The organism is Stenotrophomonas sp. GD03819, from assembly GCF_029841665.1.
GTDB classification, from domain to species: domain Bacteria; phylum Pseudomonadota; class Gammaproteobacteria; order Xanthomonadales; family Xanthomonadaceae; genus Stenotrophomonas; species Stenotrophomonas geniculata.
In genome coordinates, this window is sequence record NZ_JAOCEW010000021.1 from 34320 (window position 1) to 57496 (window position 23177).

Annotated in this window: 18 protein-coding genes; all 18 read right to left on the bottom strand. The window is 64.7% G+C overall.

Annotation, left to right across the window (positions count from 1 at the left end):
* Positions 1–20: 20 nt before the first annotated feature.
* On the bottom strand, positions 21–5663 hold the full coding sequence (locus N5D45_RS13780; RefSeq protein ID WP_279939110.1) for a hypothetical protein: 5643 nt from the start codon (positions 5661–5663) through the stop codon (positions 21–23).
* The gene (locus N5D45_RS13785) at positions 5660–10633 is read right to left on the bottom strand and encodes a tape measure protein (RefSeq protein WP_279939111.1); all 4974 of its coding nucleotides are present in this window, start codon (positions 10631–10633) and stop codon (positions 5660–5662) included. Before N5D45_RS13785 ends, N5D45_RS13780 begins: the two co-directional genes overlap by 4 nt.
* A complete protein-coding gene (locus tag N5D45_RS13790) occupies positions 10630–10791 on the bottom strand; it encodes a hypothetical protein (protein ID WP_311069193.1) in 162 nt (53 codons plus the stop codon). The genes N5D45_RS13785 and N5D45_RS13790 overlap by 4 nt, the downstream gene beginning before the upstream one ends.
* A gap of 185 nt (positions 10792–10976) precedes the next feature.
* Positions 10977–11336: a hypothetical protein gene (locus tag N5D45_RS13795; RefSeq protein ID WP_049436675.1), complete on the bottom strand. Its 360-nt coding sequence runs from the start codon at positions 11334–11336 to the stop codon at positions 10977–10979.
* A 156-nt stretch (positions 11337–11492) separates the two neighbouring features.
* Entirely contained in the window at positions 11493–12473 is a 981-nt protein-coding gene (locus N5D45_RS13800; protein WP_279939112.1) for a hypothetical protein, read from the bottom strand.
* Between the two features lie 172 nt (positions 12474–12645).
* Complete coding sequence (locus N5D45_RS13805; protein ID WP_279939113.1) at positions 12646–13092, bottom strand: hypothetical protein; 447 nt, start codon at positions 13090–13092, stop codon at positions 12646–12648.
* Between the two features lie 2 nt (positions 13093–13094).
* Positions 13095–13601, bottom strand: a complete 507-nt coding sequence (locus N5D45_RS13810; protein ID WP_279939114.1) for a DUF1320 domain-containing protein — start codon at positions 13599–13601, stop codon at positions 13095–13097.
* Entirely contained in the window at positions 13601–13957 is a 357-nt protein-coding gene (locus N5D45_RS13815; RefSeq protein WP_279939116.1) for a hypothetical protein, read from the bottom strand. Before N5D45_RS13815 ends, N5D45_RS13810 begins: the two co-directional genes overlap by 1 nt.
* A 67-nt stretch (positions 13958–14024) precedes the next feature.
* A complete protein-coding gene (locus N5D45_RS13820; RefSeq protein WP_279939117.1) occupies positions 14025–14918 on the bottom strand; it encodes a Mu-like prophage major head subunit gpT family protein in 894 nt (297 codons plus the stop codon).
* Between the two features lie 38 nt (positions 14919–14956).
* The gene (locus N5D45_RS13825; protein ID WP_279939118.1) at positions 14957–15364 is read right to left on the bottom strand and encodes a hypothetical protein; all 408 of its coding nucleotides are present in this window, start codon (positions 15362–15364) and stop codon (positions 14957–14959) included.
* Between the two features lie 32 nt (positions 15365–15396).
* Positions 15397–16524, bottom strand: coding sequence for a phage protease (locus N5D45_RS13830; RefSeq protein WP_279939119.1), 1128 nt, complete (start codon positions 16522–16524; stop codon positions 15397–15399).
* 258 nt (positions 16525–16782) lie between these two features.
* The gene (locus tag N5D45_RS13835) at positions 16783–17334 is read right to left on the bottom strand and encodes a phage virion morphogenesis protein (protein ID WP_279939121.1); all 552 of its coding nucleotides are present in this window, start codon (positions 17332–17334) and stop codon (positions 16783–16785) included.
* A gap of 138 nt (positions 17335–17472) precedes the next feature.
* On the bottom strand, positions 17473–18708 hold the full coding sequence (locus N5D45_RS13840) for a PBECR2 nuclease fold domain-containing protein (protein ID WP_279939139.1): 1236 nt from the start codon (positions 18706–18708) through the stop codon (positions 17473–17475).
* Entirely contained in the window at positions 18665–20248 is a 1584-nt protein-coding gene (locus N5D45_RS13845) for a DUF935 domain-containing protein (RefSeq protein WP_128987846.1), read from the bottom strand. The genes N5D45_RS13840 and N5D45_RS13845 overlap by 44 nt, the downstream gene beginning before the upstream one ends.
* Positions 20242–21810 carry a hypothetical protein gene (locus tag N5D45_RS13850; protein ID WP_279939123.1) on the bottom strand — a complete coding sequence of 523 codons (1569 nt, stop codon included), beginning with the start codon at positions 21808–21810 and terminating at the stop codon, positions 20242–20244. The genes N5D45_RS13845 and N5D45_RS13850 overlap by 7 nt, the downstream gene beginning before the upstream one ends.
* Positions 21807–22385 carry a phage protein Gp27 family protein gene (locus N5D45_RS13855; protein ID WP_100552825.1) on the bottom strand — a complete coding sequence of 193 codons (579 nt, stop codon included), beginning with the start codon at positions 22383–22385 and terminating at the stop codon, positions 21807–21809. The genes N5D45_RS13850 and N5D45_RS13855 overlap by 4 nt, the downstream gene beginning before the upstream one ends.
* A 5-nt stretch (positions 22386–22390) precedes the next feature.
* Positions 22391–22696, bottom strand: a complete 306-nt coding sequence (locus tag N5D45_RS13860; protein ID WP_049436663.1) for a hypothetical protein — start codon at positions 22694–22696, stop codon at positions 22391–22393.
* The gene (locus N5D45_RS13865; RefSeq protein WP_049436662.1) at positions 22696–22974 is read right to left on the bottom strand and encodes a hypothetical protein; all 279 of its coding nucleotides are present in this window, start codon (positions 22972–22974) and stop codon (positions 22696–22698) included. The genes N5D45_RS13860 and N5D45_RS13865 overlap by 1 nt, the downstream gene beginning before the upstream one ends.
* Between the last annotated feature and the right edge of the window lie 203 nt (positions 22975–23177).

A 23177-nucleotide genomic window follows, 5' to 3' on the forward strand; every position in this document is an offset into this window, starting at 1 on the left:
TGCCCGGCCGCTCGGACGGGTCACTCTTCAATGGAGACGATGGAAAGGCTGGCGGTAATGTCCAGGCCGGTGAAACTTCCAGACTGATGGCTCACGTCCTGTTCGCTGAACCCAACGATCTCTGCACGATAGGTGCGATCTTGCGTGCCTTCGCTATCGTTCAACGTCACCGATCCAGACCAGAACGAAATTGCCATATCAGGGCCATCAAACTCGTTCGTAATCGACACGCCGCCACTGGCTTCAAAACTCGTCCAGAACTGCTCTGCGTTGTTGCCCAGCTTCCTGTAGACATTCACCGCACAGGCGTTCCTGTTTCCGCCTGCGACGAAGCCCTGACGGTCCATTCGGCTATTGGTTCGAACTACTCTTCGCTGATAGCTGACAACGACGTTCTTGTTCCGGCCGCTGGTGCTGAACGGGCCAACGACGATAGAGACGCCAATGGTCTGCGTGGTTGTTGACTGTGCCGCATTACGGCGGATGCCTGCCGCAATGGCGCCGCCCCAGTACGCGCCACCATTCACGTCCATCCACACGGTTGCGTTTCGCTTGGTCGCACCGGCTGCGCCGACGTTCGGGCCAAAGTAGTCAATCAATCCGTCGGGTCCGAAGCCGTTGCCGATGATGCGCTGGACATTGCCGCGCCACACGCGCAGGTACCCGTCCTGCAGCTCCATGCCGTCAGGTGCTCCGGGGCTGATGATGCGCAGGATCTTGGACAGAATGCGCATCTCGCTGCGGTCACCGTTAGCCTCCATTTCCAAGCCGGCCAAGTTGCCGTCCACATCGAGCGCGATACCAAACCTGGCACTGCTCTCCGCGCCGCCTGCCGACCACTCCGGTGGCTCGGTCGCATCCTTGTTCACCATCGATAGCATTGGCCGCAGCCATCGGACGAACCAATGCGCATTGCTGACGTGATGGCTTACGAGAATGCAGCGGGCCCTTACGGCGTTGGCCGGCGCAACCGCCTTCACCCAAAGGCGGCTATACAAGGAGATGGTATTCCCACCTCCGGCCAAGTCGGTGGCAGGCGAGCCCGCAGAGCCAACCTGGGCGCCGTTGGCATCCAAAAATTCAAGAATGAGCCGCCCACGCTGTCCCGACGCATAGACGGAAAGCGCGTAGGTCTTTCCCGCCTCGACGGGGGCATCACTCGCGGGCCAAACGAACACCGTGCCATTGGCGGCGGTGGTGCCCGCTACGATCAGTGCCCTCATGCCGTAGGGAACACCAGGGTCAACCCCGCCGGAGATCCCGGCGCCTGCAGCGAAATACTTCTGTGTGCCAGTTGCCCCATCGGGCGACCACATGTTCGGCCAGCCCACCGTGCCAGGCCCACCAGTGAACTGAGTGTTCCCAAGAAGGTTGCCGGCGCCATCCTGGTTCTTGACCTTCGCCTCAAGCGTCTGGACGGCCGATGAACTGGCCTTGCCTGCTATCTCGGCTTGGACCCCAGTGACGGACTGGCCCAGCGCGGTCAGCTGCTGTCCCTGCTGGGTCACGGTCGAAGTAAGGCCAGCCGTCGCCGCAGAATTTGCCGCTGCCGCCGCTGCTGTTTCCTTGCCACTGGGCACCCAGCCCGTTGCTGCGGTGCCTTCCTGGAACAGCGCGTTATCCAGCTCAATGGCAACGCCCTGGACGGCCGTCGCGTGCATTCGGCCTACGAACAGCCGAGCCTCCACCACATCGTCAACGGTGGTATCGGCTTGGAACACCAGACGCTGCCACTGAGCAGTGGCAACGACGTTGGGCATCGTGCTCGTTGCCTTGATGACACCTGCGGCGTTGCGCCACTGGACGTACATGCGCAGCCCTGTTCCCGCAGTGGCGCGCACGTAGCTGCTGAGAACGTACTGGGTCCGGGGACGAACTGGAACCCACCCATTGTCGTTGCGCGTAGCGAGGCCGAGGTACTGACCGATTGCCGTGGCATTCGCCTCCAGGCGGATCGCGCGACCACCACCGGACAAAGGTGATGGAATGTACTTGAGCACAACGTTCGCCATGTTCCCTTCGCGCTGCCAGCCAGTGGGATCTGACGTGTCGCTTGGGGAGGCTTCATAGCTGCTGTTCGGCAGCAGATTGTCGCCGCCGATACTATCGATCTTGGCATTGACGCTGGTGAGCGACTGACCCAGCGAAACGACGCTATTCTCATTCGCCAGGGTGCGCGCCTCCAAGCTGGAGGTTGCAGCCGCGTTTGCCTGGGTGGCCCGCTCCAGCGCGGATACGTCCAGGCTGCCCTGCGGGCGCCCGTTGACGAATTCCACGATGAGCTCAACCCACTGGTCGGCACGCCCGGTGGAGACCGGGGGCGACAGCCGCTGCATTGCAGCGCCCTCGCCAGCGCGCTTGCGCCCGACCAGAACGAACATACGTGTTCCGGTCAGGGCTTCCACGTTGCGACGGGAGGCGCCAGAATCAACGAGACGGTCCCTGGCTCCCGCGATGTCAGGGCCCACGCCGTTGCTCAGCGGCCCTGTGTGATCGCTGGTGAATAGAATGAAATACTGATTCTCAGCCAGGGCGTTGTCGTACCAGTCGTTGAAGCTGGCGCATGCCGATGCACCGTTGCCGTAGGTATCAAAGGTCTGGCGGGTCCCCAAGGTGCTGTCGGCGTTGACCACCTGGATATTGAGGCCGCGTCCGGCACCGCCCATGGTTCCGCCCGCTGCATTTCGCGTTCCGGACGAGCGAGGGCCTCCAGTGGGCTGACTGGTGATGATCGCGTTGGCGGTGATTTCGTAGACCGTGGCGTTACCAATGCCGGCTCGAACTGCAGTCAGCGCGGTTCCTTGGGACAGCAACTGTCCCTCGGCATTGGTGACGCGCGCGTCCAGGGCACTGTTAGCCTTCGCATTGGCGGTTGTTTGGGCCGCAATCTCAGTGGCGCTTGGCATCCAGTTGGTTGCTATCTCGCCCTGCTGGAACATCACGTTGTCAATCGCAATAGCCAGCCATTGCCCTGCCGCAGTGCCGGCCGCGCGGATGAAGATGCGCACGCTGACAGCATTGGCAGGCGCTGTGAACGTCCCGGTGTATCGAGTCATTACGTCGGTCATGTCGACAATCGGAGCGTACTGCGCCGGTCCGATTCCTGCGTTGGCGTTGTCCAACCACTGCACCAACAACTGAATCCGGCCCACGTTGGCAGTCATTCGGCATGCCCACGCCGACAGCGTGTACTTTGCCCCTGGTACAGGCTTCGGCCTGTTGGCAGTCGCCACTTCCACGCCGATGTACTGACCCGAAGCCGTGAGGGCGTTGGTCGAACCGATCTGGATGGCCCGCGCAGATCCGGTCACTGCATAGGCTGCGCCATAGCTCACCGTCTGCGCGATGCTGTTGGACGCGAACCAATCCGGCAGAGTGCTGTTTTCGGCGTTGCTGGTTTCAAATCCGCTGTTCGGCAGCAGATTGTCGCCACCAATATTTGCCAGCGACGCAGTAACGTTGGTCATGGCTGTGCCAAGGCTCGTGATAGTGCCGCCTTGGAGCGTGACCTGGGACTGCAGAGCCTGGAGGGCGCCGTTGGTAGCCTTGCCGTCCACGTCGGTGCGCAGGGCACTGATGAGGTCCGACTGCGCGTTGATGGTGCCCGCCTGCTGGGTGACGGTTCCGCTCAGCGAGCTGAGTCCATCGGCAACTGCCAGGATCTCGGTCACCTCTTCAACTGCGACATCGTCCACCCATAGCGTACCAGCGGTGTTATTGCATGCCACTGAGAGGCGCAGGCCTAGAACGTTGGCGGCAGGGACGGTATAGACGAACTCCAGGTACGTCCAATCGGCCTTGTTCGCGAGGAACGGCCGATCTGCAAGCCAGGCGGCTGCTTGGTCAGCAAGCCTGAGCTTGGAGTCGCCTGCGGTGCCGTTGAACGTGGCGCTGGTCTTGTACCAACAACTTACGCGGTACTTCTTCGCAGGCCCGGTGGCCATGGTCATGCCTGCGTTCGCAAGCGCAACAGCTGTACGGGCGGAGCCCGTGCCATCGATGCGCAGTGCCGCGCTGCCGCTTCGTCCCTCTGCGGCTGGCCACGAAACACCGGCCAACTGCGAGCCTCCCTGATACGTCCATCCCACGTCCTTGCCGGCGTTCCAGCCGCCGTTAAGGATCATGTTGGCGCCCTGGGAAATCATCGCGGGCAACGTTGCATTGACCTGGTCAATACGTTGGCCGATGGCTTCGTCGCGGGTGAGGCTTGCCTGCTCGACCGTGTTTACCTTGGCCTCAGACGCGAGCGCACCTGTTCCTGCAGGCAGACGCACCTCCACGGCGGACTGGCGCTGGCTGAGCGCTTCGTCCGCGCCGACACGCGCCCTCATTTCGTTGTAGGCCAGGCCGCCCGTCAGCTTCGCCGGATCGTTGCCGGGGTAGTCGCCGCGCATTTGCACGGCCAGTGTGTTGCGCTGGCCAGCCTCAGCCGCCAAGGCGGCCGTTCGCGCGTCGCTCTCCTGCTGGACCATGGCGACGGATGCGCCAGGCGACGGGCGGCCCACGGCAATCCAGTCGTATTCGATGTAGGCGCTGGCGGTCTGCGCACCCGTCAGTGCGAGGCGAATGGCACGCAGAGGTGAGGGGCCGTTCCAGGGCAGCCGATCAACGTCCAGGACGGCGATGCCGTTGGCGTCGAATGCCGGCACCGGGATGGAAAGCGACTTCGCTTCGTTCCACTCTCGATCGGCCTCAGTGATCCAGCGAATCAACCCCATCCAAGCGGGATTGCCCACCTTGCGCATGCGCAGCTTGATGAAGCGATAGGCGGCGCCGTCGATGTTGAGCGGCGCCGGGGACTGGATGCCTGAGTTGTTGGTGGTGTTGATCGGCCGCAGCATGCCGTCGGCGATAGTCGGGGCGCCGTACACACCCGTCCAACCTTCCAGTCCTGCGTTGAAATGCCAGATGCCGGCAGAGTCGAACTGCGTGCCGCTTCCTGCGGCGACCTCGGCCAGAGAGCGTGCCATCGAATCCAGGCCGTTCTGGACTTTCGTGTTTACCGCGCTGATGTCAGCGGTGCGCTCGGTTTTTTCGTTCAGCGCGCTCTGAATACGGGCGCGCTCTTCGTTGGCCAGGTTTGTGGCCAGATCCTCTGCACGCTTGGCCACTTCACCCACTGCGGCCGCACTCTTCTGACTCTCTGCCAGGATCTGTGCCTGCGCAGCCTGGAAGTCCGCCATACGCTGCTGTGCCTCGGCAGCATCTGCCAGTGCCAGGTCACGCAGGCCCTGGTCCACCTTGCCCTGCAGCTGGACCAGCTCCGCCGTGGTCGGCGGCACCACCGGGGCCTGAGCCTTGGGCGTGGAGTCTGCAGACGACACGCCGTTGACCTGGACAGTGACCTTCCACCAGCTCACAACACCGCTGGCCTCGGTGTAGGTGTAGCGCGTGTCTGAGGTTTTGGTTACGTACTTCCATTCGCCCGGCTTTCCACCTGCATCGGCCGCGCGCCAGAGGACATAGACAGCACCAGCCAGCGGCGAAGCGTTCCAGGTAATGGTCACGCTATCCGCTGCCGGCTTGGTCTCCACGCCTTCGGCCGGAGGAACCACAACAGCGGGCTTGGCCGACGCCACCCAGTTGGAGGGCTGCCGGGTCACAGGCGTGATTGCAGGCAGGCCCTGGCCACCGATTTCAACGAGCAGTACTTTCCGGTTCATAGCGCCATCAAAGCGTTGTGTTCACCCTGGCGTGCCAGGGACTGGATGCCGTCGCGGACCTGCAGCAGCACCTCATAGGAAGGATCGGCGTAGCCACGCCCTGGCGCCGCTGGCGCAGCTGGTGCTGCAGGCGTGGTGCCACCGCCAGGCGCGGCCGACGCCGGGACTGGAACGCGGCTGTCGGTCAGCACCGTGACCATTTCCTGGGCGATGCGCTTGGGCAGATCGAACAGGATTTCTGCCAGGTCGGTGATGTCGGTCTGCTGGTTCTGCAGGTACTTGGCCAGTTCGTCCGTGGTCAGGCCCAGATCCTTGGCCAGCGCCTCAGCGCTGATGCCAGTGACGTTGCGCAGGATCTCCAGCGGATCGCCGCCACGGGCGCCAGCCAGATCGGCCACGCCCTGGGCGATGCGCTGAGCGCGCTCCAGGCGGGCGGCAGCTTCCTGCTGCTGTTCCAAGGCAGCCTTTTGCGCGTACAGCTGCTGCAGCGACGCGGCCGTGCCATCACCGCCAAAGCGCTTGGCGAGCTCCAGCACCTGGGCATAGTCCACCTGATAGCCCTGGCCGCTGGCATTGAGTTTGCGGCTGACTTCCAGGAACTGCTGGGCGTACTGGGTGAAGCTCTCCAGGTTGCCGGCGCTGGCTGCGCTTTGCATCAGATCCGAGGCCGTGGAGCGCTTCTGCGTGTCGGTGTCCGGCGACAGCGTGCTGCTCAGCTTGAGCGAGTTGATGAAGTCCTGCAGCTTGCTGCTGGTCCCGTCGATGGAACCGCCCAGGCGTTCGATTTCATCGTTGACGCGATTGAGCGCCAGGCCTACCAGCTCCGACTCCAGCGACCTGGCCAGTGCGTCGGCCTTGAGCTGGGCGGCCTGGCGGACGGTGGCCAGATCCTGCTCGCGGGCTGCCAGGCCGCCCAGGGCCTTGGCCTGCTGCTGCAGCGTGCGGATGCGCTCCTGCTCCTCCTGGCGCACAGCCAGGAGCGACTTGGCGAAGCCACTGAAACCATCGGTAGCGATCTCTTGCTGCGCGTTGCCCACTACGCTGCCGTAGGAGGAGGCAGCAGTAGTGATCGCCTTGACCTGTTCCTCCATGGTGGTGCCGGCAGCCTTGGCCATCTGCTGGAACATGGTTGTCGTGCGCTTGACCAGGTCGATTTCCTGGGCATTGAGCGCACGGCCCAGATCCTGGGCGCTGCCGGTCATCAGCTCGATGGACGCCGCCAGGCTGTTCATCACGTCGCCGGCTTCAAACCCCTTGTTGAGGAAGTCGCCGAAACCGAGGATCGACACGCCGCGCCCGGTCAGGTTCTTGGCCGCGCCGGTAATCAGTTGCTCCAGCTGCGCCTGGGCCTTGTCCGGGTCCGCATCGAGCTGAACCTTGCCGAGGTCTACGCGGACGGAGGACAGCTGGCTGTTGATGTCCACGCCCAGCTGCTCGGCCAGGCTGATGACGCCCGCACGCGCGCGCCCAGTGGCCTGGCTGAAAGCGTCGGTGATCGTGGTATCGACCTGGCCATACTCGGTCCACTTCTTGTCGCTGCGGAACAGGCCGCCCTTGGCCTTGATGTCGGCATAGGACTGGCCGGCGAACCCGTCGAAGCCATACGAGCCAGTCAGGCCCTGCGCCTGGATCTGCGGCTTCTTGCGGCCGAACAGGGCAGCATGGATCGAGGAGCCAGACAGAATGGAGGCGGCTTTGGCGTTGAGGCCGAGCTTGCGCGCCATCTTATCGACGTGACCCACGGCGCCCAGGGTGGCGATCTTGCCCGCCCAGCTTTCGCCATTGGCGATGTCCCAGCCCTGATCGAACAGCTCGGCATTCTTCATCATGGCCGCGACCACCCAGCCGATGATCGGCACGGCCATGGATGCGGACGCCGCGCCGCCACCAGCAGCCCCGGTGCCAATGAAACCGCCGACGTTGTTGCCAAAGCCCATCATCTTGCCTGGCGCAGCCACCCCGGCACGCCAGCCGCCACCGGCCAGCATGGCGTTGGTGCCAGTGAGGTTGCGGCCGCCACCGATCATGTTGGCCAGACTGCTCATCCAGCCCGAGCCCGCGCCGCCCTGGTTGCCGCCACCGAACATGCCGGCGATCTTCGACAACCAGTTGCCATCAGCTTGGCCACGCGAGACACCAGCCAGTGCGCCATTCATGGCGTTAGTGAGCGCATCCTGGAACGGGCGCACCAGGTTCTGCTCAAGCATGGTGCGCACGATGTCCCGCCAACCACGCTTGAAAATGTCCTTGAGGCGGCTGAAGAAGCTCTCAGACTTGTCCAGCCCGCCGCTGAACATATCGGCCAGCATATCGGCCACATCCGCGACACCGCGCGTTCCGACGTTGGCCCATTCCTCCAGGTCGGCGGTCTGCTGCTCGATGCGAATGGAGGCATTGGCCCACGCCCGTGCCTGGGCCATCAGGCCTGCGGTTGCCTCTGCGTTGATGCCGGCACCGGCCTTGTTGGCCTCGTTGATCGCCTGGAGCATGTCCTGCTCATTGCGCAGCTGGCGGGCGCGGCGCTCGCGCTCGATCCCGACCACGCCCAGCAGCTGCACCTCGCCGCTCAGCGTATCGAGCAATGCCTTGGGCGCCTGCTGCTGCTTGGTGACCTCGGCGGCATTCTTGGCCAACTCGGCCGCTGACGACTTCACCAGGCTGGCGTAGGCCTCCTGGGTGATGAGGTGCTTGGCCAGTTCGCGGTCGAGCTCGGCAATACGCTGCTTGTGCTGCTCCTGGGCAGCCGCCATCGGCCCGGAGAGCTCGGCAGCAGCCAACGCCGCCTGGCGGGTGTACTTGGCCTGGGAATCGGCCTGCTGCTCTGCCAGGCGCGCGGCATGCTCGCCGGAGCGCTTGGCCTCGGTCTGGGTGCGCGTCAGATCACGGGTGGCCGCATTCTGCTTGTCCAGCGTCAGGGTGAGCTGGATGAGCTGTTCGTTCTTGGCTCGCGCCAGCTGATAGTCGGAGCTGGTCGGGTCCAGGCCCTTCTGCGCGCTTTCCGTGATGAACTGCGCACGCATGCGGGCTGCCTTGCCCTGCGTCTTCTCGATCAGGTCCAGCTGGACGCTCTGGATCTGCTTATCCAGGCCTTCGTTGACCGACTGGAGGGCAGCCTTGATCGCGGCGCCAGCGCTCTTTGCTGATGCTCCCAGCGCGTCAAAACTTGCAACGTTGAGTCGGTTGCGCTGCTCTACGTTGAGCTGCTCATCTGCCCAACGCTGCAGTAATGGACGAGTCTGCTCCAGTGTTTGCCCTTGGTCCGCCTGCCGACGCAGCAGCTGTTCCAACGAGCTGCGCTGCGCGTTGGTTGCGTTGGTAACTCCTGCGGCGCTGAGCACCATGTTGGCCGAGACCGAAATGGCCTTGTCATAGCCCTTGGTCAGGTTGTCCAGCCGGAGCCGCGCGGACTCAATGGCTTCCGACGCGCGCCCCAGCTCCTTGTCGAATCCAAACGGCAGCGCCCGATCACGCGCCTCAAACGAGCGGCGCGTTGCCGCCAGGCGTTCGTACTCATCGCCCAGGTTCTTGATCTCTTTGCGAGCTGCCTCAATGGTTTCAACTGTGCTTGAAAGCTCCGCGAATGATGTGTTCGCGGTCTGCTGATTGAACTCCTGCAGCACCCGCATGGCGGGCTGGAAACCGGCCGTGACGGTTTTGGACAGCTCCTGTGCCTTCTGGTTGCTGTTCATCGCCCAAGCGACGAATAGCGACAGCGCGGTGATCGCAAGGCCTGCAGGGCCACCAAACGCGCCCATCGCCACGTTGAGGCCTCGCATGGCGGCAGCCTTTGCGGTGAGCGCAACGGATGCGGCCTGGGCAGCAGCGGCGGTGCGCAGCTGAGCGGCGGCCAGAGCCTGCTCAGCCGCGGCTACGCCACCTGCCACGCTCATGCCGGCGCGAGCGGCCGACAGGCGGCCTGCCGCCTGCTGCTCGGCAATACGGGCTGCAGCCAGCTCCTCGCGGGCCAGCGCTCGCGAAGCGGCGGCGGCCGTAATCTTCTCGGCGGTAGCCCTGGCCAGGCTGACGACCAGGCGACTTCCCAGGGCGACGGCCAGGACACCGGCTATCTGGTCCAGGTGCTGCATGTTGTTGGCCAGGAACGCGATGCCCTGGGCGATTCCGCCGCTGGCGCCCAGCTCCTGGGAGGACTCGCCGACAAACTTCGTGACGCTGTTGCGCAGCAGCTCCATGGCGCGCCCGACCGTGAGCGGGATCTGCTCAAACTCGGCGGCGATGACGGAGGACTGGTTCTCAAGCGCGGCCACCATCTGATCGACGGTCACCTTGCCGTCGTTGACGTGCTTGCGCAGCTCGCCCATCGACAGGCCCATACCGTCGGCCAGCGCTTTGGCCAGACGCGGCGAGTTTTCCACGACAGAGTTGAATTCCTCTGCGCGCAGCACGCCCCCAGCCAGGGCCTGGCTGAGCTGGACGATGGTGTTGGCGGTGGCGACGTTGCTGGCGCCTGAGATAGCGAACGTCTTGTTGATGGACTCGGTGAGCGCCAGCTGCCGTTGCTGGGTGATCCCATACTCGGCGGTGGACTGCGACAAGCGCGCGTAGAGGGTGGCGGTACTGTCGAGCGCGGTGGCGGTGCGCTGGGAGATGTTGAACACCTGGGCCGATGCGGTGGCATAGGCCTTGTGTCCATCTGTCGCCAGCTTGAGCCGCGCTGAAATGTTGGCGTAGTTGTCCGCAACGGAAATGAGGGCACCGGCCGTCTGCGCGCCAATGTAGGTGGCCACCGTCGCCCGCGCCGATGCCAGTGCGCTGGACACAGCAGAGACACGGCGAGCAGTGGAATCCGCCGCCGTGCCGATGCTGGAAATGCCGGCAGCACCACGCCGTGCCTGGTCGCCGGTTGTCCCTGCCGTCGCCCCCAGGCGCTTGAGCTCGGCATCCGATGCCCGAACGGCTGGCACCAGGCGGCTGTTGTCGGCATCGAGGCGGAGGGTGACGGTTGGGTTCACGGGCTATCCGAGGCTTCGCGATGGGCCATGGCCGTGGTGCCAATCAGCACGTCCAGCGATGGCATCAGGTCTGGCAATAGGTGCGGGGCAATGCCCTGGAGGCAGGCAGCGGCTTGGATCTCGCGCGCTTCAATGCCGTCGTAAACCGGGGCGTGCATGCCGGTGATCCAGCGGGCCTTGCAGCGCACGAACAGTTGGACGACTTCCCAGTTCTCATCCAGGACCGGGATAACGCTCGGCGGCTCCTCGCCGCCGCCCCCGTCGCGCAGAAAGTCCGCCGCGCTGACGACGCCGTCAGGTTCATGGTTCCTGTCGGAGCCGTCAGTGCGTGGACCCCTCCCAATCAGCGCCCGCGCGACGGCTTCGAGTTTTTTACGTGCGCCCGGCCGAACTGGTCGAAGTAGGCGCCGATGATTGCCGGCTGCAGGAAGGCGAAGAACGGACCATTGAAGACTTCTTCCAGGGCGGCATCGCCCTCGATGGCCTTGCCGTCCGCGTCACCCAGGCCAGCGACGCTGACCAGGATCTTGCGCAGGTACTCCTCATCCTCAACGGGATTGTCCTGGATGGCCTTGATTTCTTCGCGTGCCAGGATCTTGACCTGACACTGGATGGTGCCGGTGGCGAAAACGTTGGGCTGGTCGGTGGGGATGCGCAGTTCCACCGGCAGGTGCACGGTGTTGGTTCGGGCGAGACGGAGCATGGGAAAGTCCTTGGGAAGTGGTTTAACAGCCCCTTGATCGGGGACAGGTCCACTTTGCCCAGGCACAGCTGCCGTTCGGGACTAAAGCACTTCACTGAAAAAGAAAGGCCCCGCACAGTGGCGGGGCCGTTGGGAGTGTAGCGCAGTACCTGCGAATTACGGTGGCGTGCTGTCGCCGAACTCGATGTACAGCTCATCGCCGCCAGCATCGCTGGCCACACAGGGACCAGTGAGCTCCCAGCCGTAGTCGCCATCAATCTCGACTTCGTTGATGTTCTCGATCTGGCCGCGAATGCCCAGCTCGCTGTAGAGCTTGCTCTTTTCGGTCAGGCGCAGCGCAACCTCCAGGACGCCGGCCGAGTCGCGCACTGCCCACGGATTGAAGTCAGCCAGGGCCGTCTTGGCCAGGCGCAGCGTCCAGGTCGGGGCGCGGTCGCTAATGCCGCTTTCCTTGTGGCTGGTGTACTCCTTCGACGTGATCGTGTTGCCCACGTCCACCGAGAGGGACTTGGCCCACACGACCAGGCCCGCTCCGCCATCAACCGTGATCGTGGTGCGGGTGTTGTCCGCGCGCGCGACGGTGGGCACCACGGCGGTGGTGGTGATGTTGGGCAGAGCGTCCTCGGCGATGGTGTCGTAGTCGCCCTGGATGCGGATGTTGCCCTTGAAGCGCTCGCCAACGGCCAGTGCCAGGTTGGTGAGGTTGTGACGTGCGGCGCCGATCTGCTTGACCGTGCCGGCATGCCAGAACTTGGCATCCGAAATCGGGATGTTCGCGCTGATCGGGTTGTAGCGCGTGGTTTTCGCAACAGCGTCCTTGACGGCGGTCATGCCAGCGGGCAGCAACAGCGGTGCACAGACGGCATCGGAGTCAGCTGCTGCACCCGGCTTGGTCGGCGGGAACAGTTCAAACTCGCCCTCAATGAAGGCGCGCTTGGCACCGACCGCGAAGGGCTGGCCGGTCAGGAACGGTCGATCCACCGGGCGTTCGATCTTGTCGAACTCGGTGCCGCTGCTGCCGTTGAACAGCAGCACGCCGTTGGCGGCGGCGGTGGGGACAATCGGCACCGAGGCCGATGCACGCAGCGCCAGGGCCAGGCCGCGACGCTTGAAGGATTCCAGGTTGGGCTGGGCCATGGTCAGTTCTCGGGTGAGGTTGCAGAGGAGCGGCGCGAGCGGTTCTGGCTCGATGCCGGCGGTGGCGGCGGCTCGGGTGCTGGAGCGGGTTCGGCGGGCAGTACGGACTCATCCACGAGCTGGCCATCGATCACGCGCCAGGCACCGCCGCTGGTAGGGGTGTGCTTGGTAGTCATGGGGGCGGTGTGTGTTGCATGCGGTAGTTGGTGACGAATACCTGCTGACTGACCAGCCAGCCGGCGCGGAACTTCTCATCACGACCAGCCTGGAAGCTGAGCGCGTCGAAGGCATCGACAGGGGTCCAGCCGGCCAGCGCCTTGCGGACGCCTGGAATGACTTGCTCATCCATCTGGCGGCGCGCGCCGCTGCCACTGGCCTGGCCGCTGAAGTTGCGCACCATCAGGACCACGCGCAACGTGACATCCACGTTCTGGATGTGCTGATCGCCCGTGTACTTCGGGCGGCCACCCACCTCGGCGGCCGTGACATACGCGGCGCAGTCCTTTGCCGGCTGCTGATCCAGGGCCGTGTCCAGGTCGGCGGCATCACCGACCAGGAGCAGTGCCTGGACGTGATTCCGCAGACGCTCCAGGACGGGCGAGATCGGGAACGGCCCCACTGTCACGGTCGGCCCTCGCGCCCGAACACCTTGTTGCCGGCATGGAAGATGAATTCCCCTGCAGAGCCGCTGGACGTGGTCGGATCTTCGATGCCCAGGTGGAACTTTTCCTGTGCCGTCTCCTGCAGCAGGCGAATCGCGTCACGGTAGTCACGCACGATGGGATCGGTGCGCTCGTCCGTCTGGCGATCAGGATGCAGCAGGTAGCGCGTGATGCTGCGCGACCAAACGGCCAGCAGCGGCACGACCTTGCCCAGCGGCAGTCTGTAGCGCCGTGCCAGGTAGCCGTCGATGATCGCATCTGCCTGACGGGTGGCCTCCTGGATGCGCTCCAGGGCCGCATCGGCCTTGGCCACTTCGCTTGGCGGAAAGGCGCTGCGGTCACCCCCACGCAACGTGGCATCCATCAGCTCGGTGGCAACCGGGCGCTCATCGCGCCCACCCGCCACCTGGGACAGTTCCAGCGCCCCTGGGAGCTCGGCCAGTTGCGTGAGGGTGACGTAGGCCATTACGCGCCGGCCTCCAGCGCTGCCTCGATCAAGCCCACCCGATCAGCTGCCGGCTGGGTCGCCCAGGCCTCCTCGGCCAGGCCAGCGGCGGTGCGTGCGCGGGCCTCGGCTTCGGCCCACTTGCGCTTGCCGTTGCCGGACTTGGTCGCCTTGCGTTCGCGCGCCAGTGCCAGTTCGTTGGGATCGTCCGAGGCGGGCAGCTCCGTCACGATCAGCTCGGGATCGCTGTTGATCGCCTCCAGCTGTGCCTTGTCCAGGTCATCGACATGAACCGTCCGGCCCTGTCGGGTGAAGTGCATCCCTGCACGCCAGCGGCCACGCTCCAGGCGGGCCTTTACCAGGATCTGTTCGGCCATGAGCCGCTCCTTCCGTATTTGGGGTGGTTACGACCGGCACCCTGCGGTGCCGGTCAGCGGTTGAGGGTCAGAGCAACCAGGCGCTGTCCATCACCTCAACAACGCCCTTCATCACGTTGTCGGTGCCGGCGATCTGGTTGGCGGTGAGGATCTTGGCGGCCTTGAACTTGTCGTTCGGCACGCACACCAGCAGATCCGGCACCAGGCCCAACGGACGGCCGTGGTCGCCCCTGCGGGAAGTAAAGGCGGTGTAGGCCGCCTGCAGGTTCTCCTCGGTCAGCGGCTTGTTGCTGGCGTAGGCCATCTGCCAGAAACCGAAACCGACGTTGCGGCGGCAATCGGCGCCGTAGCGGAATTCCTTCTTGTTGAACACGCCCTCATCGGTATCCGTATCCATGGAAACGAACTGCGGCGGCTTGCGGTTCTGGAAGATGATCGGCTTGAGCGCGCGCTTGGTGCACAGCAGATACCAGTAGGCGCCATTGCCACCCGAATCCACGTTGCTCTGGACCGTTTCCTTGCCTTCCGCGTCCAGCACCGGGTGATCGGTGTCGAAGAAGTTCTGGCCGTCGTAACAGGCGGTAGAGATGCCGTTCTTCAGCAGCTCGAACGTCAGCTGGTCCGGCTGCGCGCCGACCGACTCGCCCATGCTCTGCATGAGCGGGCTGTAGATGCCGAGGTTGTCATCCTCGATGTCATCCTTGTCCACGCCGACAGTCAGCTCATACGGCTTGTTCTTGATGGTGTAGCCGTGGTTCTGCAGGCCATGCACGACACGTTCGCCGATCCATTCGCGCACGTTGGGCAGCTTGCCCAGCCAACCGTACTCGTTGGACTTGGTGGTGGACGGCACCACCGTGGCAATGCGCTGGAACTGGGACGGTGCCTGGCCGAGGCCGGCGTTGAATGCTGCGTTGAACGCTACGTACAGCGTGGAAAGATTGCCGCGATTGACGATCATGGGATTGTCCTGGTGATAGGGGAACGGATGGGGCCGGCTCAGCCGACCACGATCCACACGCCGGCCGCGTCCACGTCCAGGACGACACCAGCGCGCTTGCGGGCGCCGCTGTTGTCGGTCTTGGCCACGGTCTGGTCATCGACGATGTAGGCAGTTGCGCCAATGTCGGCGCGGGCGATGGCATCAGCGCCAGCACTGTTGTCAAAACGGAAGCCAGTGCCCCGCTCGCATTCGACGGTCTCGCCTGCGGCAGTGCCGGTGACGGAGCGGAGTGCAACGCCGACGGCGTCACCGGCACCGGCAGTGCCTGCCGGCACCGCGTTGCCGTTGGACGCCAGCAGAGCAATCAGCGTGCCCGCATGGAGCGCGGTGCCGGGGTTGGAGGGGTGGCCGACACGATGTGCGTCCCGGCGCGGGGTGTTGCGAGCCTGGGTGGCTGCGCTCATAGCGGACTCCGGTGAGAGGTGGGGGGTAGTGCTCAGGCCTGCGCCTGAGCGGTGTCCTTCTTGGATTTCGCGAAGGCTTCGGGGGTGACGCCGGTAGCGCTGCAGACGGCCATTTCAGCCGCGTCCAGGCCATGCTCGTTGGTCGCGCCGGCCGGCTTCCGGCCGCCGGTCTGCGTGCTGGTCAGGGCAGCGATCGGACCGGCCTTGTCCAGGAAGGACGACAGCGCGGCCAGGTCTTTCTTGCCCAGATCGGTGGCCCAGTCCTTCATGCTCGGCAGCAGACGGCCATCAGCCAGGCCATCCTCGACCAGGGCGCTGACCTTGTCAGCGGTGCGCTCGGCGGACAGCGCGGCGACCTGGCCGCGCACTTCCTCCAGGGCGGCGATGGGCACGAACTTGGTCGGGTCCGGGGTGGCGGTGGCCTGGGTCTTGAGGGCACTGCAGGCCGCAACGGCCGGCTCGCCCTCGGCGCCCAGCTCGGCCTGCAGTCGGCGCAGCACACCCAGGCTGGTGGTCAGGGAACTGCAGGCGGCGATGGCGTCGGCTTCGGAGGTGGTTTCGGGCAGGCCCAGGGCAGCCAGGAAGGCTTTGAGCAACGGGTTCATGGAGGTTTCCTTGTCAGGATCGATGTCGTGGGCAAAGCAAGCCGCTGCGCGCAGCTCCATGGCCTGCATGCCGTCGATGGCGGGGTCATTGGTGAAGGCGGCCATCTGCATGGCCAGCACCTCGCCGGTGGTCTTGTCGTAGAGGAACACCGGAGAGACATAGCGATAGGCGCCGGTTCGGATCTGCTCCGCAGCCTGGGGAGTCAGCTCGGTGGTGGCCCAGAGGCCAGATCCCTCGCGCCATTGCAGCGCACGCATCCAGGCAGCGGCCGGCGCGGGCTGCCCGTTGGTTTCTTTGTGCAGGGTCTGGTGTTCGTAATCGACCACTGCCGGGTTGACGCGAGCGTTGAAGCGCTCGATCACGCGAGCCGCCACCGAGGCGTCGATGTACCAAGCGGGGACATCCATCTTTCGCCCGTCACTGGGCTTGAAGTGACCGGCAGGGGTCAGCTGGATGGAGATGATGCGGTCATCGCCCACGGCGTCGGCCTGCAGCTGGAAGCTGCAGGCAGCCAGGGCAACGGCGGTATGGAGGCGGCGGGCGGGCTGATTCATCCCCGCCAGATTCGCCGCCCTCGATCAGGCGGCGGGACTAAAGCCCTTCACTGCTTTTCGGGTGCGGCCCGATGGGCGGGATGTCGGCAGGGACTCTACACCGGACCGGGCGATTTTTGTCCCTTGCCGGGGTGGTCACTTGAACAGTCGCCTTCAAGGGCGTTTGAAAGGCGTTTAAATCGACCGCCGCTGCCCGTTGGGGGTGGACCATGGACGGTGGCCGCGCCCAGGGGGCCTCCACGGGCCGTACAGGCCGTTTTAGGCGGGGGTCGATCCAGCGGGGTCCGCGTCCAGTTCCAACCACGCGACGGCCAGGCGTTCGATGCTCTGCTCATCCTCGGCGCTCAAGCCCATGAAGGGACGGGCCGGCAATCCAGGATGATTCACCTTGGCCACGAATGCGGGTCCGTCCTTGCCATCCTTTCCTGAGCGCGTCTGCATGCCAGGCCAGTAAAGCGCCTTTCCGTTCTTTGCTCGGATCTCGTATGGCTTGGTGCCTTCCTGGTGCCAGCGCGCCTGCTTGGAATCGGCGCGGATCTCCACCCAGTCAGGGCCCGACAACGGGTGGATGCCGTCACGGGTGCGGCGGGTATCGTTGAGCGGGGTCCGGCCCGATCCATCGGCCAACGGCTGCCAGGCAACGCCGTCCGGCCCAATGCCGGTATCGAATCGGGCCTGTGTGCTTTCAGTCAGATCCTCGCCAACCTGGGCCATCAGGCCTGACAGGTTGACGCTGCGCTCCAGGAGACGGGCAAACCACTGTTCGGCCTGCCGCGCATCGATAGTGAGAATCAGAGGTTCATTGGCCATGGTATCCTCCGCAAACGGGCCGGGGCCAAGCCGCCCCCGGCGTAGCGGCTCCGCCGCAATCCTTCCACAGGGTGGGCCAGCCCCCGAGGCCCTGCAGGAAGCGCCGCAGAGCGGACTGGCGCGTCTGTAGGCAAAGGCTCATTCCTCCGGCCGTCCCCATACCAGCAACCCCTGTCGCGAACGCGGCTGAGCCTTGCTGCCACGGAAGAAGTCGAACGATCCCCACACCCCGCCTGGCAACACCTCGGCAATCACTGTCAGGGCGTAGCGCTTCTGCGCGCCGCCTTCGGACTCGGTGACTTCGATCCGCTTGACGTAGTAGCGGCGCAGGCCGAGCTGGCCAGCCTCGTTGCGAGCGAAGTTGGCCCACACCTCAAACGGGCTCTGGATCGTCTCAGCCAGCAGCGGCAGATACTTCTCCCGACCATCCAGGCGTGACGGCTTCTCCAGCCAGTGCTCAATAACCTGGTCGGTAAGCAACACCTCGGCCCCGGATGGATCGGTGAGCGTGGCAGTGCGGCCGTACAGTTCCTGCCAAGCCTGGCGCACCTGTTGAGGATCACGAATACCCGTGGGCAGCGGCCGCGCAATCGCAGCGTCCAGCGGAACCTGGGCTGGGCGCCCGTAGTCCTCGGCGCTTCGCCCTGGCACCTCCGACCACTTGGCCGCTGCATCCTTGGCAAGCGCGCTGTCGGCGATGTGTCGGCCGCTGGCGGCGTGGCCGACGTGATACGCCCACTCCGGTGGCGGGTCGCCCTGGATGGGCGCGGGCGGCTCGCTGACCTTCCAGCCCATGGCCTTCATCTTGGCGGCCGATACGCCCAGCACCGTGCAGCGACAGCCCCAGCCATTGGGCGTGTAGTGGGTGTCCCACCAGGGATGGTCGGACGGCAGGATGACGCCATCCCATGCTTTGTGCTGCTCGCGCGGGTTGCGCACGGTGTTGTGCTTGTAACGCAGGAACGGGAAATTCTTGAGGGTCTCCCAGCGGCCGGCCTGGTAGGCCGTTCGCAGGTTGGTGTGGTAGATGGTCGCCGTGCGCCAGGCCTGTCCGCCTGGGCTGCCTTCGCCGGTCCAACCATGCCATCCGTTGCGCTGGACGATGTCCTGGAAGCGAGCGCGGAAATCCTCCAGCGTTTCGCCCTGCGTAATGGCTGCATCCACCGCTTCGCGCAGATCGGTCAACAGCGCATCGCGGGTGGCGCCCGCAACGACAAACGCCCGCGCGTGCTGCCCGTGCATCAGGTCATCCCACCGTCGCGTCGGAAGGTTCACCTTCCCGCGAAAGTAGCGCTCCGCTTCGGGCATGCTCCCGAAGTTGCCCCGGATCTCAGCCACGGCTTTCGTCCAGGGCATCGAGCATGCCCGCCGCACCAGCAATGGCCAGGGCGTGCTGCATGGCCTGGCCGAATTGGGCCACGCTCAGGTTGGGCAGCAGGGCCAGCAGGCCATCGCGGATCTGTTCCAGATCCTGGGCGCGATCAACCAGCTCCCGAATCGAGCCCACCCATTCGGCCACCACGGGATCGAGCTCGGTGGCCACCAGTCGCGCCAACTGGTCCTCGCGGTCACGCGACGACACGGAGACGGGCTGGACGGCAGCCGCCGCAGTCCGGGCACTGCTCAACGCCACCTGATCCGTTACTGCGGGGGCCTGCCCCAGCATCGGCTCATCCTCGCCGGCTTCGGGGATTCCCAGCTCGGTATGCGCCCAGGCACACGGGATCTTCATACCCATGGCGACCAGCGGGGGCAGTGCCGTGGCGTAAGTGCCGATGTCCTTGATCTCGGCCAGGTCGAACACCAGGCGCGGACAACGGCGGTAGTCACCGGGTCGCACCAGCCCGTTGAGCACTGCCAGCGGGTAGATCAGGTCACGCGACAGCGTGCTGGCCAGCTGGCCAGCATCGGCGTCCTTGATTTCCTTGCGCACTTCGTTGTGCACCGTTCCCAGCGCATTGGTGCTGGTCTTGCCGTCAGCCTGGCTGGTCAGCGTGCCGCCCAGGATGGCCTTGCTCTGGCTGCGCTCGCACCAGTTCATCATCAGCTCAAAGGCCTGGGGATCACCCTCAGCAACAGCGGGGAACTCCATGCTCATCCCCTCGGGGATGATGCCGGCCGCGTTGTGGCCGATTTCCATCAACGCGCGCAGCAGTGACATTTTCTCGCGGTCGGATGCGCCTGGCGGGTACTTGCCGATCCGCATCGGGATGCCGTAGACCTCCAGGAACTCGGCCAGGTCGCCGACGCTGTAGTTCTTGAACAGGTACGGCCACACCAGCACGCGGAACAGCGCAGCGCGCTCCAGGTAGCCGCTCTTGGCCTTGTGGGTGTGCGTGATCCAACCGAACGGGCGCAGGGCTTCGCCCTCGCCAGTGCCGTTGCGCAGACGGATCTCCTGGCGATAGCCGCGGTGCAGCTGGAACCACGACTGCGGCCGATGGGTGATGGACTTCGGCAACCACTCCTGGGCGCTGCGATCCCATTCGATTTCCAGGTTGGCAAAACCCTTGCCGATGGCGTCGGTGGTATCGAACACGACCCCATCGAAGTCATCGATAGCCAGCACCATCGCCTGCAGCTGCTCGGTCGCCTTCTTCTCGGCCGCACTGGGATTGGGCGGCGCACTGATCTTGAACGGCAGCCCGGATACGGCGCGGCGGCGCTTGGACATCTCCGAGAAAACGTGAGCGTCGCGCTCTTCGATGTCTTCAAACAGCTCGTACTGGCGGATCAAATCGCCCTGTTCGGCTGCCAGGAGGATCGAGGCCAGCCGGCTGGGCGTGAGGCCGCGCGAGGGGTGTCCCTGGAACTCGCGCTGCAGCGAGGTGGCGTGCGCAGTCTGAGGCTGTGCCAGATCGGTCAAGGCGAAGGGCTGGCCATCGGGGCCAAGAATGCGGGTTTGGTTCACCATGCTTGCGGTTCCGGCAGATTGAATTCGTCGTCCTCGGGACGCTCGTGCCCGTGGCTGGCCACGGAATCAAAGCCGCGCACTGAGCGCGGCACAGGGGTCCAGTCCATCTCGGCACCTGGATGGCGACTGGCGTAGTACATGAGGGCAACCGCGATAGCCGAGTCGCCATGGCGCTGGCCACCATCCCGCCCAGTGGTCCGCTCGGGCACCCTGGCCACGCCCTTGATGACTCGCACCACGCGCAGGTCTGCCATCGTGTCCTTGTCACGCGGCAGGGAAATGGTGTCGTCCTCAAATGCCTTCTTGACTGGCGGCATGTGCTCTCGATACCAGCCCTCGGTGGCCATGACCAACTCGACACGGCTATAGCCGAACTCCTGGGCGAGGAACTCTGCGAGTGCATGACCATTACCGCGCGCATCCACCGCAGCTTTCACGAACCGAGGCAAACGGTGGATAACGTACTTGGCTACCTGTTCCTGCTGGCGGTGCGGCATGTTCCGCAGTTCGAGGATGAACGGCGCTTTGCGCTTGAGGGTCTGGGTGATCTGCGCTGGCACCATCACCGACAAGTCACCTGACCGGCCGAAGTCCTGGCCATAGACGCTCTGTAGATCAGGGTCCAGCTTGTCCAGGTGCGGTCCGACTTCGTCATCCAACCAGGTCTGCACGGCCTCCCATCGGACGTGGTCGCTTTGCTGCTCAAAACCCTTGGGACAGGTGTAGCGCAGCACCGGGGCATCGGTCATGCGCGCCTCAATCAGCGCTGCACTGAGCCATGCGCCACTGCCCTGTGACGGAATGCAGTCCAGCTCCTCGGCGGCGGCATCGCCATAGGTGCCGTACACCTCGGCGATAAACTCCTCCTCGGCTTCCTGCGACCAGGTCTTGCCCAGGCGCATGCAGACACGGCGGTAAAGGCCTTCTTCGACCGCCTCACGGAAAGGCACGCGGTGGATCGATCCGCGACGACCACCCGCGCGGATCTCCTCGATCAGCTCATTGAATGCGTTGTCATGGCCATCATGGGTGGAGATGAGGCGAACCTTTCCGCCCCACACCAGGAACGCAACAGCTGCCTTGAGCAGCTCCTGCAGATCATCGACGAATGCGGCTTCGTCGCCCACCAGCACGCCCTGGCGACCACGCAACTTGCGCGGCCGGCTGGCCAGTGCCGTGATCTTGAATCCACTCTCCGGAAAGCGAATGGTGAAGGTCTTGATGTGCTTGTCATCTTCCTCCTCATCCCAAAAGCCTTCCTCCACCAGTCCGGCCGCGTAGTTGAAGGCCTTGGCCCACATGGCGCAGGCCTGGATGTATTCCTCGGTCATTTCCTTGTCGGTGCCGAGGTAGTACACGTTCTGACCGCCCGCGCCCTTTGCACTGGCGGCAATCAGCACGTCGTCGGCAGCCTCCGCCCAGGTGATGCCGGTACGGCGTCCCTTCTCCATAACCTTGAGGTTGGCGGTGTCAGCGATCCAGCGCTGCTGATACGGCATCAGTGCCGCAGGCACGTCGGCGGCGGCAGTGTTCGGAACAAGCTGGCGGGCGTTCTCAGTCATTCGGTGCGGATTCCCAGGATCTGAGAGCGAATGTCGGCGGCGGCAGCGGCGGACAGTCCTCCGCTCTTGACGACCTTCTCCAGCTTGGCGGCCTGCTCGCGCACCATGGCATCGCGTGCTTCCTGCATGATGGCGCGCCGCACATTGACGCTCACGCGCTGGGTGTCCATCGCGTCCTTGGCAGCGCGGGCCAGTTTGCGGATCTCATCAATGCTCACGTCCTCCTTTTCGTGAGCCCGCAGCGCCGCATTGGTGGCCAGGGTGGTGATGGCTTGGCCGAGGAGCGCGCCAGCCTTCTCGCCCACACCTTCGCCCAGCTCGCCCACCACAGCCTGGGACACTGCCTCAATCTCCCGCATGCGAGCCGTCAGCTCAGCAAACCCCGCACCATAGCGATGCAGGGCGGAGCGCGAGATGTCGGCCGCAGGCTGTCCTGGGAACTGCTGTTGCAGTGCCTCGATCATCTCGGCCAGCGTGAGGCGATCTTCGCGCAACAGCTTCTCGATGAACGTGCGTTGTTCTGCGGGCAGGCGCTGAATGCTGGACTTGCCGCGACGGCGTGGTGTGGTGCTCATCGTCGTTACCGGGGGCTGGGGCGGCTGACACCGGGCACACTGGCCATGCCACGCGAAACGTCGTGACCACGAGCGCTCAGCTCAGCAACCATCACGCCCGGCACGGGCTCATCAACGCGCACCAGCGATTGCTCGCTCAGCCAGGTCAGGTCGGTCAGCACGTCATCGCGGCTGGCGGCCACGGCCAGGACGTTGAGGCCGGCATGCAGTACCGAACTGTTGGCGCGGTAGCCGTTCTGTTCCGAGAGCAGCCGCAGCAACACCAGGCGGCGGTCCTCGCGGTGGCGCTCCGCAAAGGTCTTGTGGGACATCAGTCTTTCTCCATGAGGTGTTCTTGGACGGTTTCGAGCATGCGATTGGTGGCGGCTGCCATGCCCTCCAATCGGGCAATTCGGTCAAACAGTTCGCCGGTTTCCTTGTGGGTCAGGTGGTGTGCGTGCTGAACCTCCAGTTTCGTGACTCGATCAGCCAAACCGGAGTGGCGCCACCAAAGCACCACGCCGACCAGGAGGTTGAGCGCGACCAGTCCAGCAACCAGGACCAACAGCCCAATGACGATGGACGCATCCCATGCGGCGGCGGCGATCACGGGCGGAATCCTGCGCCTGCGCAGGCGGTGCAATGGCGGGTGCCTGGCACTGCCTGCAGGCGACCAACTGGGACGATGGCGCCGCACTCCTGGCATTCGGTATCGCGCATCGGCTTGGGCGCTGGTTGAGGGTTGAACTGCGGGCGGCTGTGCCTGAAACGATCCCAGGCGCGTTCGGTTACTACGTCGGCCTGGTCAGCGTC

Excerpts from the sequence above, each read along its gene's own strand:
- N5D45_RS13780 (WP_279939110.1), bottom strand. The coding sequence starts at position 5,663 with ATGAACCGGAAAGTACTGCTCGTTGAAATCGGTGGCCAGGGCCTGCCT.
- N5D45_RS13790 (WP_311069193.1), bottom strand. The coding sequence starts at position 10,791 with ATGCACGCCCCGGTTTACGACGGCATTGAAGCGCGCGAGATCCAAGCC.
- N5D45_RS13795 (WP_049436675.1), bottom strand. The coding sequence starts at position 11,336 with ATGCTCCGTCTCGCCCGAACCAACACCGTGCACCTGCCGGTGGAACTG.
- N5D45_RS13800 (WP_279939112.1), bottom strand. The coding sequence starts at position 12,473 with ATGGCCCAGCCCAACCTGGAATCCTTCAAGCGTCGCGGCCTGGCCCTG.
- N5D45_RS13810 (WP_279939114.1), bottom strand. The coding sequence starts at position 13,601 with ATGGCCTACGTCACCCTCACGCAACTGGCCGAGCTCCCAGGGGCGCTG.
- N5D45_RS13815 (WP_279939116.1), bottom strand. The coding sequence starts at position 13,957 with ATGGCCGAACAGATCCTGGTAAAGGCCCGCCTGGAGCGTGGCCGCTGG.
- N5D45_RS13820 (WP_279939117.1), bottom strand. The coding sequence starts at position 14,918 with ATGATCGTCAATCGCGGCAATCTTTCCACGCTGTACGTAGCGTTCAAC.
- N5D45_RS13825 (WP_279939118.1), bottom strand. The coding sequence starts at position 15,364 with ATGAGCGCAGCCACCCAGGCTCGCAACACCCCGCGCCGGGACGCACAT.
- N5D45_RS13830 (WP_279939119.1), bottom strand. The coding sequence starts at position 16,524 with ATGAATCAGCCCGCCCGCCGCCTCCATACCGCCGTTGCCCTGGCTGCC.
- N5D45_RS13835 (WP_279939121.1), bottom strand. The coding sequence starts at position 17,334 with ATGGCCAATGAACCTCTGATTCTCACTATCGATGCGCGGCAGGCCGAA.
- N5D45_RS13845 (WP_128987846.1), bottom strand. The coding sequence starts at position 20,248 with ATGGTGAACCAAACCCGCATTCTTGGCCCCGATGGCCAGCCCTTCGCC.
- N5D45_RS13850 (WP_279939123.1), bottom strand. The coding sequence starts at position 21,810 with ATGACTGAGAACGCCCGCCAGCTTGTTCCGAACACTGCCGCCGCCGAC.
- N5D45_RS13855 (WP_100552825.1), bottom strand. The coding sequence starts at position 22,385 with ATGAGCACCACACCACGCCGTCGCGGCAAGTCCAGCATTCAGCGCCTG.
- N5D45_RS13860 (WP_049436663.1), bottom strand. The coding sequence starts at position 22,696 with ATGTCCCACAAGACCTTTGCGGAGCGCCACCGCGAGGACCGCCGCCTG.